The following is a 13,326-nucleotide window of genomic DNA, read 5'->3' on the forward strand; positions in this document are numbered from 1 at the left end:
TCATTTTCGTATTATAATTCGTCTAATTCTTGCCATCTTGTATAACAAGCGTCCAACTTCGACTCTAATTCTTCCAGCTGGTTCAATATTTTCGTTGTGATAGCTGCGTCTTGACTAAAAAAGTCAGCTTCATTTACCTGTTGTTGAATCTGATCAATTTGCTGTTCTAACTGATCGATTTCTTCAGGTAAAATTTCTAATTCACGCTGTTCTTTATAAGATAACTTCTTTTTTATCGGTGTTTCAGGCTTTTTATTCTCAACCTGTTTTTTTACCACCTTATGAGCATTTTCTTGTTGCTTTCTTTGCTGTGCTTTAAGCTCAAGATACTCATCTACATCGTCATAACCACCAACAATCTGATTTATATGGCCGCTACCATCAAAATACAAACAACTATTTACGCAATTGTTTACGAAATCGCGATCATGGCTGACTAAAATAACGGTTCCTGAATAATTTGCAACGACTTCTTCCAATAACTCTAACGTTTCAATATCTAAATCGTTAGTTGGTTCATCTAAAATTAACAAGTTACTAGGCCTTAAAAACAACCTAGCCAATAACAAGCGATTCTTTTCACCACCTGATAATGCGCGAACTGGAGTACGAGCACGTTTTGGGCTGAATAAAAAATCCTGAAGATAGCCAAGTACGTGTCTAGTTTTCCCGTTAACCGTAATATCTTGCTTACCATCAGCAACAGTATCTTGCACTGTTTTATTCGGGTCTAGTTGCTCTCGGTGTTGATCGAAATAAGCAATTTCCAAATTAACGCCTACCCGCAGTTTGCCAGAACTCGGTTTTAGTTGCTCCATAATAAGTTTAATTAACGTAGACTTACCAGTGCCGTTTGCACCGATAAGCGCAAGTCTATCCCCACGTGTTATTAATAAACTTAAATCTTGGATAACGTTCTTGTCATTAAAACTAACGTTGAGGTTTTCACATTCAAATACTAACTTACCTGAACGATCACCTGTCGAGATATTAATATCGCCTTGATGCTTAACTTCTCGGCGCTGTTGACGCTCAACTCGTAACCTTTCTAATGCTCTGACTCGTCCTTCGTTACGGGTTCTACGGGCTTTAATTCCCTGTCTGATCCAAGCTTCTTCTTCTGCGAGCTTTTTATCAAATAGCGCGTTTTGTGAAGCTTCTACTTGCAAATCGTGTTGTTTTTGCTCTACGTAAACATCATAGTTTCCAGGATAACTGGTTAGTTTTCCTCTATCTAAATCAACAATTCGCGTTGCTAATCCACGGATAAAAGCACGGTCATGACTAATAAATACTATGGTTCCACTAAAGTCTTTAAGAAACTTCTCTAGCCATAGAACACTAGAGATATCTAAATGGTTGGTTGGTTCATCCAACAGCAAAATATCTGGGTTACTTACCAATGCCTTTGCCAACGCAAGTTTTCTTAACCAGCCACCAGAAAGTGAATTAACCTGTTTTTCTGCGGTTAAACTTAATGTTGATAAAACTTTTTCGATACGTTGCTCATCTTGCCACGCATTTGCTTGATCTAGTTGATGTTGGACGTTTGAAAGTTTTTCCAAGTTTGCTTCACTGGCATCGTTAGCAATGACACCAAGTAACGTATGATACTGTTTTATTAACGCAGCATTATGTTCAACACCTTGGGCAACATAGTCAAAAACACTCATGTCACAAGAGTCTGGTGGGTCTTGTTGTAGCATAGCTACGTGGACATCATTTGAAACAACAAATTGTCCATCATCAAGCACTTGTTGTTTATTTAACACTTTGAGTAAAGACGATTTACCAGCACCATTGCGACCCACTAAACAAACGCGCTCACCTTGTTTAATTCTAAGTTCAGCACTATCAAGGATTTTGTCTTCACCAAAAGCTAACTCAGCATCGGTAATACGAATTAATTCCATTAACTAATCAACTTCTCTATTTCACTCAATTCAAAAGGCCAAAATAATTTTTCTTTTGTGTCTTGTCGCTCAAGTACGGGTATGTGTACTCCGTACAAATCAACCAATTTATCGTCACTCACAATATCGATAATCGTTAACTTATTGTCATCGATTACCTGACGAATTAATTCTAGTGCTTGCTCACACAGGTGACATCCTTCGCTACTAAACAAATAATAGGAACTCTTTTCGGCGTTAACTTTCACGTTTTATCAACCAACTGTTATGAATATGTTTATTTCTCAAAAAATCTTTGTCTCGAGTTTGTTCCGTTAATTCAGTTACATTGACGCCGATTGCACACATTGCATCACGATCAATTTTAAAATTGCGTTTATTATTGGTAAAAATTATTTCGCCGTGCGGTGCCAAACACTTCAAGGCATCAGTAATTAATTCAACATGATCCCGTTGTACGTCAAAACTATCATCCATCCGTTTTGAATTTGAAAAGGTTGGCGGATCAATAAAAATCACATCGTATTGTTCTTTACATTCTTTTAGCCATTTTAAGCAATCGGCTTGAATAAACGGATACTTATGCCCTCCTAGATTATTTAAGGCAAAATTTTCCTGCCCCCAATTCAAATAGGTGTTAGACATATCAACGGTTGTTACTTTTGAAGCACCATGCAACGCTGCTTGCAGTGATACCGAACCAGTGTAGGCAAAAAGATTTAATAATGTTTTGTTTTTAGCTTTTTTAGCAACTATTTGACGGGTTTTTCGATGATCAAGGAATAATCCAGTATCGAGATAGTCCCAAAGGTTTACCTTAAGCTTAGCTCCATGTTCATGCACGGTAATAAACCTTTTGCTTTTATCTATCTTCTGATATTGCGCATTACCTTTTTGTTTACTACGGGTTTTCAAGACCACCTTATTAACGTCGACATTAAGTACTTTAGGAGCAAAGTAAATAATTTCCTGTAAACGTTTAGCAACTTTTTGTTCATCTATGGTGGCCGGTGCTGCGTACTCTTGGATAACCAAGTAATCACCATAAACATCAATGGCAACGTTATATTCTGGAATGTCGGCATCATAGACACGATAGCATTCAATCGCTTGCGATTTTAGCCAAGATTTTAGGTTCTTCACGTTCTTTTTTAAACGATTGGCAAACGATGAATCTTCAATAGCAAACTGTGGTTGGTTTTGGTCCTTTTCAATTTGCTTATCATCTATTGTGTAAAGAGCTAATTGGCAATCTAAAGGTCCGTTTTTAAACTTATATCTTTTTTTGCTGGCTAACTTCAACATGGCAAGTAAATCAATGTTGGCAGTTAAAATAACCACCTGCCATTGCTGAAACGAAGCTTTTAATGTTTGTCCTAAACCAACAAAGTTTTCTACTAATTCAGGAAGTTCACCGATACGTTCACCGTATGGAGGGTTAAATAGCATTACCCCTTTATCACCATAGTGGTTTTCTAATTGATTAATATTTTGCTCTGAAAGATTAATAAATTTCGCTAAATCGGCTCGTTTTATATTTTGTCGTGCTTTGGACAATACATTAGCGTCGATATCATGACCAAACAAGTTAACGTCCAATTTCGATAGACCTTGATAAGATGATTGTTTGGCCTGCTCCAACTGCTGCTCAAATTCCTGTTGCTGGTGCCCGTACCAATGTTCAAATCCCCAATATTGACGATCAATACCTGGCAGATAACCCGCAGCCATATAGCAGGCTTCTATCAATACTGTCCCTGAACCACACATAGGGTCAACTAGGGGAATACTAGTATCTGCCAACCAACCAGAGCGCTTTACTATAGCTGCTGCTAAATGCTCTTTTAATGGCGCTGCTCCTTTGTTTTCTCGATAACCTCGTTGAAATAACCCGCGACCAGAAAAGTCGAGATAAAAGGTAACTTGTTGTTTTAAGAGTCTTACTTGAAAGCCGATATGAGGATTGGTTTTATCTACTGACGGTCGTTCTTTACCATTATCGCGAAACGAGTCGACAATAGCATCCTTAACCGTTAATCCACCAAACTGGCTATTTCGTATTTCTTGGCTTTTTCCGACAAAATCGATAGCAAAGGTATGACCTGAATCAAAATGCGACAACCAATCTATTGCTCTAGCACTTTGATAAAGTTCGTCTTTATTGCGCGCTTCACCCTCTCCTAACTTGAGCATTATTCGAGTTGCGAAACGAGTCGCTAATCCAATCTGATAAGCTTTAGTTAGCGATACTTCAAAGTAAACACCTTCTGGTTTTTGGACAATCTGATCTGCCCCTAGCTCCTTTAATTCTTCGGCTAGTAAAATTTCTACACCAGGAGAAGTTAACGCTAAAAATGAATGCACTTGTTAATATCCACAAATTACTTAATAAATTGAGTGGGATTATAAACAAATCAACGCTCTGTCGATAGCCATTTATCGTAATTGACTTGAGTTTGTGATGATAATTAAAGCGCTTTGTATAATAATTAAACCAACACTAAAAAAAGCAGAAAAACAGGTTGCAATCTGGGTCAACAATCCTTAACATACGCCTCGCTTTCACTGAGGTGAGATATCGGACGCGGGATGGAGCAGCCTGGTAGCTCGTCGGGCTCATAACCCGAAGGTCGTCGGTTCAAATCCGGCTCCCGCAACCAACACTTTATGGTAAAGTATTCGTTTAGAGCGAATTCAAAACTCTAAGGCTTGTTTATCTTAGCGTTAAAGCAAATAAGATAAACCATTCGGACGCGGGATGGAGCAGCCTGGTAGCTCGTCGGGCTCATAACCCGAAGGTCGTCGGTTCAAATCCGGCTCCCGCAACCAACACTTCTCTCTTCCCATTGAATTATCTCTTACTCATTGAATTTTGATGAATTTTGTATTATTGATAGTAACTTATACTCGAAAAGACGTGTAAGGAATCTATTATGCCAAGCTCGTGGCAATCAATCACCAGCTCAACCCTTAATTGGCTTGCTTTTATCTTTGTCATTTTATTATCGCTCGCCATCGTAGCTATTGTTGTCATTTACGTTATAGACCGTTTTCAAACCAAACAGGCGATTAGACGAAACTACCCTGTTGTAGGCCGTTTTCGCTATCTTTTCGAACATTTAGGCGAGTTTTTTCGCCAATATTTTTTTGCTATGGACAGAGAAGAGCTACCATTTAACCGTGCTCAACGTGCTTGGGTTTATCGCGCAGCAAAAAATCTGAGTAAAACCATCGCATTTGGTTCTACAAGAGATATCAAAGCCACTGGCTATGTCTCGTTTGCCAATTGCACATTTCCAACCCTAGAGAATGACATAGTATCACCAAGAACTATCACTGTTGGAAAAGATTGTAAAACACCTTGGACGACGAATGCCTTTTTCGGTATTTCAGGGATGAGTTATGGTGCTATTTCTAAACCTGCTGTTCAGGCGCTTTCATACGGGGCAGCAAAAGCCGGGATTTGGTTGAATACTGGTGAAGGTGGTCTTTCGCCTTACCATTTACAAGGTGGTGCAGATATTATTTTTCAAATAGGTACCGCAAATTATGGTGTTAGAGATGAACAAGGTAACTTAGACGATAGTAAGCTTGCTAACATAGCAAAACACGAACAAGTAAAGTTGTTTGAACTTAAGCTTTCACAAGGCGCAAAACCTGGCAAAGGTGGCATTTTACCGGGAGATAAAGTTACCGAAGATATCGCAGAGGTTCGTGGAATAGCATTAGGTAAAGATTCAATAAGCCCCAATCGACACCCTGATGTCCGCGACAATCTATCGCTCATTAAAAAATTAAACCATATTCGGGAAATCACGGGTAAGCCAGTGGGATTTAAGTTTGTTTTAGGCTCTGTAAAATGGTTTGAAAGCTTTTGTCAGGATATAGTACAAATAGGAAAAGAAAAGGCGCCTGACTTTATTACTATTGATAGCTGTGACGGTGGAACCGGTGCAGCTCCAATGACCTTGATGGATGATGTAGGCATGTCGATTAGAGAGTCACTACCCGCTATAAATCAGTTATTAATTACCTACAATTTGCGCGAGCACATCAAAATATTTGTCGCAGGAAAAATGATTAATCCCGCTGATGTCGCATGGGCGTTATGTTCAGGGGCAGACTTTTGCAATAGCGCACGAGGCTTCATGTTTTCACTTGGGTGTATTCAGTCACTGCAATGTAACAAAAACACCTGTCCAACAGGCATTACGACTCATAAGAAAAGCTTACAAAGAGGTTTAGTGGCAAAAGAGAAGTCTGTAAGAGTCGCAAATTATGCAAAAAACATGATGGACGCAGTTGGAATGATTGCACACTCATGTGGCGTTAGCGATCCAAGGGACTTAAATGCTACTCATGCGCGTATCGTATTGGAAAATGGTAAATCGATACCGTTAAATGAATATTATGATGAGCATATTCATTAGCGTTAGTTTGTTTTGGAGCGTTAATTAGCGATTAATAACGTCTTCACTCAGTTCTTGATAATAAGCTAAAAGTTCTTTCTTTAGTTGTTGTTTAAAGGATTCTGACTGGTAATTAAGTAGGTTTTTTAATAAACATTCTAATTGTTGCTGACGGTTTCGTCCAAAACCAACAACATTCTGTCCTCTAAACTCATTAATTATCGACAATAATGAGTGCGGTAGCTGATGGTGGTTGGCTAATTTAACTTTTTTTCTTAACGCCATAAAACCTGTCTCCATAATTAAACAATCTCAGCACTAATGTGCTTGCAATATCTAGAGCGTGTTGAACTTCACTGTTTGTTTTTGCAGCGATTTAGACGCCATTAATACAAGACAGAGTCAATGTTTAATAGTTATTCTATTCGAATTAACGATAACACAGTAGAAATGGCGTATAAACGCTGTCCTAAAGATTCGTTTAAATGTGTTTTGCCCGTTGTTGCCTGCAGGACGTAGGTACTAAGCGTAAGCAGGACGCGGAAGCTGTGCAAGGATTTTACATAGAATAACTATGCTACACTCCTTGCGCCGTGGTAAAAACACATTTAACTCGCACAAAAATTAAACATCAAAGTTCAAAACGCTCTAATACCAATTTAAAAAAATGCTTAAACGGCGAATTGTTAATTCACCTTAAATTAAGCAATTTGTATACCTTAAATTTTTGACGCTAATAACAACGATAGTAATTATCGTCAAAGCCCAATAAACTAGCACCAAAAAATTTAATATTATTAAGGAAACCAATATGCCTATTCTAGAACTCGGAAGATATCAGCATTTTAAGGGCAGTTATTATAATGTTTTGCATATCGCTAAACACAGTGAGACTGAAGAGCTAATGGTGGTTTATCAACCTGAATATGGTGAGCGTGACATTTGGGTACGCCCCTTATCAATGTTTGATGAATTTATTGAGCGGGACAACAAAAAAATCAAACGCTTTACAAAAGTAAACGACAAATAACGATGCCAATCAATAAGATTAGCGGCAAATCCTTTCCATGAAATGGTTGGCATTGCCGCTGCCATTAACTAGTGAAATGTAGATTAACTTTAAAGACTAAAGCTTAATACACGGTTTAACCTATTGAAAAAAACGCATGGTCTTGCCAGTCGACTTGGTGAGCATCAACTTTTTCAACCGTCGCTTGTGGTGGCCCTTGCTTTAGCCACTCTATCATTTTTTCGACATTTTCTTGCTCTCCACACATGAGAACTTCAACATCGCCATCAGCAAGGTTACGTGCATAGCCGCTTAATCCATACTCTATCGCTTGTTGTTGACTAGACGCTCTGAAATAGACGCCTTGTACTTTTCCACTGACATGGGCTAAATAACTTACATTCATATAAATATACTCAAACAAATATTAGCTACGTTAAGTTTGCACCTTGATGCACGAATGACTAAACTGCGCGCTGTGCATCGTTCATTACTTAAGTATAGGCAAATGTCAGCAATTATTAATTTAAAAATTTCTCGTGAAAAATCATTACTCCGCAAACACCCTTGGGTGTTCTCAAAAGCAATTAATAAAATTAAAGGTAATCCCTTAATTGGCGAAACTGTCGAACTCCATGATCACAAAGGTAATTGGCTTGCTCGCGGCGCATACTCGCCTGAATCTCAAATTCGTATCCGAGTGTGGACTTTTGAACAAAGCGAACAAATTGATGAAACGTTTTTTATCAACAAACTTAGCAATGCACAAAGGCGACGCGATTGGTTTATTGCGAAAGGAAAACTTAATGGTTATCGATTGATTGCTGGCGAATCTGATGGCCTACCCGGTGTCACAATTGATATTTATGACGATATCATTGTCTGTCAATTATTAAGCGCTGGAGCAGACTTTCATCGTTACACTATTGTTAATGCCTTAAAAACACTTTACCCCGATTATTTTATTTATGAGCGTTCCGATGTCGATGTTCGCAAAAAGGAAGGTTTAACACCTGTTACAGGGTGGCTAACCGAGCCGGCACCGAGTACAGAACGCGTCATTGAAGAATATGGTGTGAAGATAATTGTTGATGTAGAAAAAGGCCACAAAACCGGTTTTTACCTAGATCAACGCGAATCTAGAAAAACCGCGGGTGTTTACGCTAAAGATCAACAAATTCTTAACTGCTTTTCATATACTGGTACATTTTCTCTACATTGTGCTCTGCAGGGTGCTAAAGAAGTTATTAATGTTGATGTCTCTCAAGAAGCGCTAGATACTGCCAAACGCAATGTTGAACTTAACGGCATTGCCGCGGATAAAGTAACGTTTGTTAAGGAAGATGTTTTTAAACTGCTTCGACAATACCGCGCTGAAAAAAGAACCTTTGATATGATTATTCTTGATCCACCCAAGTTCGTTGAGTCTAAAGCGCAACTAACCGGGGCATGTCGAGGCTACAAAGATATTAATATGTTAGCCATGCAATTATTAAAACCTAACGGCATATTATTAACATTTTCATGTTCAGGTTTAATGGAAGCCAGTTTATTCCAAAAAGTCGTTGCTGACGCTGCACTCGATGCCAAACGTAACGCCTATTTTGTTGAACGATTGCATCAAGCACCAGACCACCCTATCAGTAGCAATTATCCAGAAGGGTATTATCTTAAAGGACTTGTTTGTCAGGTAGAGTAATACCTGAAACATTTTCTTTAGCGCATTGTGTTAGTTAAACAATGCGCTTATTGGCTAATCTATTTCAGAGATATTAATGCCGATCAAATAGCTATCTGCAGACTCTTCGTTTACCCGCACAACGCGACCAGTAACATCAAGTGGTTGCACTCTGTTATTAGCTGAGGCAAGACTAACATTAACGCGAGTATTTAACTCTAGCGGATGCGGCATTTCAATGGCTAAGCCGGTAGCACTTAAATCTCGACATGTTGCTAACAAGGTAGAAGTTGTTTCATCGCCTAACACTGTTACTGTGACATCGCTATTTACCATCATGCGATAAAAATCACGCTTATCGTCATAATTAACCATTACTGCTCCATTTATGTTAAATGCGTTAACTAATTTATACGCATTGGTAACTTCGCTGTCAATCGCTGTCTTTATTCAAGTGCTTTTAAAGTATTTAAAACGCGCTTGCTCGAAATTGGTATGGCTGTTTTTAAATTTTGAGCAAATAACGAGACCCTTAGCTCTTCTATCATCCAACGAACCTCAACTAATTCAGTTGGTAACGGCAAGTCTTTTCGTTGTTTTGCTAATAGTTGCTGATAAGCAGTATGTACTTTTTCAACTTCAAGCATTTTCAACCGATCTTGGTTTGGATCGATCGGGAGTTTTTCAAAGCGTCGCACTATGGCATTTAAATAACGTAAAATGTCTGGAAGTCTTTTGATGCCGCTTTTAACGATAAAGCCTTTAAAGACCAATTGATTCAACTGGTCTTTGATATCTCCTTGCGATTGAATAATTTCAAGGGATACTTTTCCTTTAAGCTTTTTATTAATTTGGTGCGTAAGATTTAAAATTTGCTCTACTTGAAGTGCAGCGTCTAAAACGCATTCACAGATATCTTGGCGAACAGTATCTTTTAGTTTAATAAATTCGCTCTCATTTCTTGCAAGATGCTCTTGCTGTTCAATTAAATGCAAGCATGCAGCTTCAATGCAATCATCTAGTAACTCTTTTATTGAACCGAACGGGTTAAAATACATGCCTAATTTGGCTTTATTGGGCAAGTTTTCTTGAAGGTATTTTAATGGTGATGGAATGTTTAATAGTACCAATCTCGCCAAACCCTTTAACATTGTTTGCTCGGCAACCTGTGGCTGTTCAAACAATTCAATGGCAACGCTGGACTTTTTATCAACCAACGCGGGGTAGGCTTTCACGGTGATATTAGCAACATTTTTTTGATAATTTTCAGGTAATTGGTCAAAATCCCACTGTTCAATACCTTGGCGTTCAATACCTTTATCAGCGACTGATTTAATCGTTGCTTTTACTTTTCCTTGCAGCTGCTCTTTTAACTTGGTCAAATCTCGACCTTGAGCGATCAACTTCCCTTTGTCATCAATAACTTTAAAGTTAACAATCAGGTGATTGGCAAGTTCTACTTGCTGCCAGTTTTCCGCTTCAATCCTAACACCTGTCATTCTTAATAAATGTTTGGCAAGTGCTTCTTTAAAGGTCAGCTCGGTATCGGTCATCGCCGCAAGGCAGGCTTGAGCATAATTGGGTGCAGGGACAAAATTGCGACGGAGAGTTTTCGGTAGTCCTTTAATATGGCTTATGATCAGCTCATACCTCATTGCAGGAATAAGCCAATCAAAGCCTTGATCTTGTACCTGATTTAGTAAGCTTATCGGGATATGGCAGCTTATTCCATCATCTTGTTCACCTGGTGCAAAATGATAAGTTAACGGTAACGTTAACGTCCCCTGCTGCCACGTATCAGGAAATTCTTGCTTGTTTACTATCTTTTCATCTTCATTAAGCAAGAATTCGCGCGTATAGGTTAATAATTGGGGCTGAGTTTGTTTAGCTTTCTTCCACCAACTTAAAAAACTACGTTGGCATATGACACTTTCAGGCAGTTTTTCATCAAAAAACTGATACAAGTACTCTTCATCGATGAGAAAGTCTTTACGTCGTGCTTTTTGCTCAAGCTTTTCAATATCAGCTACGAGTTGTTTATTAGTAAGGTAAAACTTTTCTTTAATGGTTGATTGGCCATTAACTAACGCTTCTCGAATAAAGATTTCTCGACAGGTAGCAGGCTCAATTTTGTTAAAATTAACTTTTCTTTTAGCTACGATGACCAAACCGTACAAGCTAGCTTGCTCAAAGGCCATTACTGCACCTTGTTTTTTCTCCCAGTGAGGTTCGCTGTAGCTATATTTTAATAAATGTTTTGCAAGTGGTTCTATCCAATTAACTTCAATTTTTGCTGCAATACGAGCAAATAGTCGACTCGTTTCAACTAATTCGGCAGCCATGATCCATTTAGGTGGTTTTTTTGCGATATATGAGCCCGGAAAAATGTAAAACTTGCTACCTCTAGCTCCTTTATATTCTTTGTTCTCTTCTATTTGTCCAATATGACTAAGTAAACCAGACAAAATCGCCTGATGTATGATTTGCTCAGCGTTGGTATCTTCTTGGTCTAACCGGGTTAACTTGATATCTAACTCTTTTAGCGCAAGTTTTAACTGACTAACAATGTCTTGCCATTCTCTAATACGCAGGTATGAGAGGAACTCTTTTTGGCACAACTTCCTAAATTGATTATTTGATAACGACTTTTGCTGCTCTTTGATATAACGCCACAAATTTAAATAGCTAATAAAATCTGATTGTTTATCTTTAAAACGGCTGTGTTTTTCATCTGCAGCTTGCTGTTTTTCATGAGGTCGCTCACGCGGATCTTGAATACTGATCCCGGCAGCAATAATAAAAACCTCTTCAATGCAGCCCAGTTCTATCGCAGTTAAAATCATCTTCGATAGTCGAGGGTCAACCGGAAATTTTGCCAGTTTTCTACCGCAATCTGTTAATTTATTTTTGCTATGAGTTTTCTCAATAGCTGCTAACTCTTCTAATAATCGTAAGCCATCATTTATATTACGATTATCAGGAGGCTGAACAAATGGAAAGCGGCTGATGTCCCCTAAGTCAAGGGCTAACATTTGTAAAATAACCGTCGCTAGATTGGTTCGTAGTATTTCTGGGTCGGTAAACTCACTACGTGAGTTATAATCATCCTCACTATAAAGTCGAATACATACACCAGAGGAAACACGACCACAGCGACCTGCTCTTTGATTTGCGCTGGCTTGGGAAATCGCTTCAATGGGTAATCGTTGAACTTTAGTACGATAGCTATAACGTGAAATACGTGCCGTACCAGGGTCGATGACATATTTAATCCCAGGTACCGTTAAACTGGTTTCTGCAACGTTGGTAGCTAAAACAATGTTTCGCCCAGAATGTGGCAAAAAGATACGGTTTTGCTCTTGTACTGTTAATCGCGAATAGAGCGGCAAGATTTGGGTGTGTTTCAACTTGGCCTTCTCTAAAGCTTCAGCAGTATCGCGAATTTCTCGTTCACCATTTAGAAAAACCAGAATATCACCTTGACCAAGTTCCGATAGTTCATCAACAGCATTCAAAATACCCGTAATGACATCAGGGTCATCTTGTTCCTCTAGCGGTCGATAACGAACTTCTACGGGATAAGTGCGCCCTGACACTTCAATAATCGGCGCCGGCTTTCCTTGATGATCTTTAAAATGGTTAGCAAAACGCTCAGGATCAATGGTCGCAGAGGTGATGATAACCTTTAAATCTGGACGTTTCGGTAAAATTGTCCGTAAATAACCCAAAATAAAATCGATATTTAAGCTACGCTCGTGTGCCTCATCAATGATAATAGTATCGTACTGTCGCAGTAATCTGTCATGCTGCATCTCTGTCAACAAAATACCATCTGTCATCAGTTTTATATGGCTATTTTCATCAACCATATCGTTGAAACGTACTTTATAACCGACGACCTTGCCTAATTCACTGTTAAGCTCCTCGGCAATTCGTGATGCCACTGTTCTTGCAGCAATTCGTCGAGGCTGTGTATGGCCTATTCGCCCTTCAATCCCGCGTCCTAGAGACATACAAATTTTTGGAATTTGCGTTGTTTTTCCCGAACCGGTTTCACCTGCAATAATGACAACTTGGTTATCATTAATAGCCTTAGCGATAATATCGACATTTTGACTGACTGGTAGGCCTTCTGGAAAACTGATTTCTGGTAAGTTCTGTTGTTTGACCAGCTTACTTTGAATCGATTGTAAGGTCATATCGTAAATTGAACGCAACACTTTTTGCTGCTTTTCGCTAGGCTTTAATTTACGTAATCCATTTAGTCGACTTTTAATACGCGCAATATCTGAGCCCTTTACTTGAGGTAACAAGGAC

10 protein-coding genes and 2 tRNA genes are annotated in these 13,326 nt (G+C 38.8%); 5 read left to right on the forward strand and 7 right to left on the reverse strand.

Annotated features, from left to right (window positions below):
• Positions 1-11: 11 nt before the first annotated feature.
• Genes uup through rlmKL form a run of 3 tightly spaced genes read right to left on the reverse strand, consistent with a single transcriptional unit; the run spans position 12 to position 4,277 of the window.
• Positions 12-1,913 (reverse strand): ATP-binding cassette ATPase Uup, encoded by a 1,902-nt coding sequence (uup, locus tag ACSLUH_RS05380; RefSeq protein WP_448565276.1) that lies wholly within the window; start codon positions 1,911-1,913, stop codon positions 12-14.
• Entirely contained in the window at positions 1,913-2,161 is a 249-nt protein-coding gene (locus tag ACSLUH_RS05385) for a glutaredoxin family protein (protein ID WP_448565277.1), read from the reverse strand. The genes uup and ACSLUH_RS05385 overlap by 1 nt, the downstream gene beginning before the upstream one ends.
• Complete coding sequence (rlmKL, locus tag ACSLUH_RS05390; protein ID WP_448565278.1) at positions 2,151-4,277, reverse strand: bifunctional 23S rRNA (guanine(2069)-N(7))-methyltransferase RlmK/23S rRNA (guanine(2445)-N(2))-methyltransferase RlmL; 2,127 nt, start codon at positions 4,275-4,277, stop codon at positions 2,151-2,153. Before rlmKL ends, ACSLUH_RS05385 begins: the two co-directional genes overlap by 11 nt.
• Positions 4,278-4,496: 219 nt before the next feature.
• Between rlmKL and ACSLUH_RS05395 the strand changes: the two genes are divergently transcribed.
• From ACSLUH_RS05395 to ACSLUH_RS05405, 3 genes are all read left to right on the forward strand, one after another.
• Positions 4,497-4,573 (forward strand) — tRNA-Met (locus ACSLUH_RS05395).
• Between the two features lie 92 nt (positions 4,574-4,665).
• A tRNA-Met gene (locus ACSLUH_RS05400) sits at positions 4,666-4,742 on the forward strand.
• A 104-nt stretch (positions 4,743-4,846) separates the two neighbouring features.
• Entirely contained in the window at positions 4,847-6,343 is a 1,497-nt protein-coding gene (locus tag ACSLUH_RS05405; RefSeq protein WP_448565279.1) for an FMN-binding glutamate synthase family protein, read from the forward strand.
• Positions 6,344-6,367: 24 nt separating this feature from the next.
• Here ACSLUH_RS05405 and ACSLUH_RS05410 read toward each other — a convergent pair whose 3' ends face one another.
• Entirely contained in the window at positions 6,368-6,607 is a 240-nt protein-coding gene (locus ACSLUH_RS05410) for a hypothetical protein (RefSeq protein ID WP_448565280.1), read from the reverse strand.
• Between the two features lie 526 nt (positions 6,608-7,133).
• Between ACSLUH_RS05410 and ACSLUH_RS05415 the strand changes: the two genes are divergently transcribed.
• The gene (locus tag ACSLUH_RS05415; protein WP_448565281.1) at positions 7,134-7,352 is read left to right on the forward strand and encodes a DUF1653 domain-containing protein; all 219 of its coding nucleotides are present in this window, start codon (positions 7,134-7,136) and stop codon (positions 7,350-7,352) included.
• A gap of 115 nt (positions 7,353-7,467) precedes the next feature.
• Here ACSLUH_RS05415 and ACSLUH_RS05420 read toward each other — a convergent pair whose 3' ends face one another.
• On the reverse strand, positions 7,468-7,737 hold the full coding sequence (locus tag ACSLUH_RS05420) for an acylphosphatase (protein WP_448565282.1): 270 nt from the start codon (positions 7,735-7,737) through the stop codon (positions 7,468-7,470).
• A 102-nt stretch (positions 7,738-7,839) separates the two neighbouring features.
• On the opposite strand from ACSLUH_RS05420, the gene ACSLUH_RS05425 reads away from it, so the two are divergent.
• The gene (locus tag ACSLUH_RS05425) at positions 7,840-9,030 is read left to right on the forward strand and encodes a class I SAM-dependent methyltransferase (protein ID WP_448565283.1); all 1,191 of its coding nucleotides are present in this window, start codon (positions 7,840-7,842) and stop codon (positions 9,028-9,030) included.
• Positions 9,031-9,084: 54 nt separating this feature from the next.
• On the opposite strand, the gene ACSLUH_RS05430 is transcribed toward ACSLUH_RS05425, so the two are convergent.
• Both ACSLUH_RS05430 and hrpA read right to left on the reverse strand, forming a co-directional pair.
• Positions 9,085-9,384: a PilZ domain-containing protein gene (locus ACSLUH_RS05430; RefSeq protein ID WP_448565284.1), complete on the reverse strand. Its 300-nt coding sequence runs from the start codon at positions 9,382-9,384 to the stop codon at positions 9,085-9,087.
• 71 nt (positions 9,385-9,455) lie between these two features.
• Positions 9,456-13,322, reverse strand: coding sequence for an ATP-dependent RNA helicase HrpA (hrpA, locus tag ACSLUH_RS05435; RefSeq protein ID WP_448565461.1), 3,867 nt, complete (start codon positions 13,320-13,322; stop codon positions 9,456-9,458).
• Positions 13,323-13,326: the final 4 nt, after the last annotated feature.

This window comes from Thalassotalea ganghwensis (genome assembly GCF_053485795.1).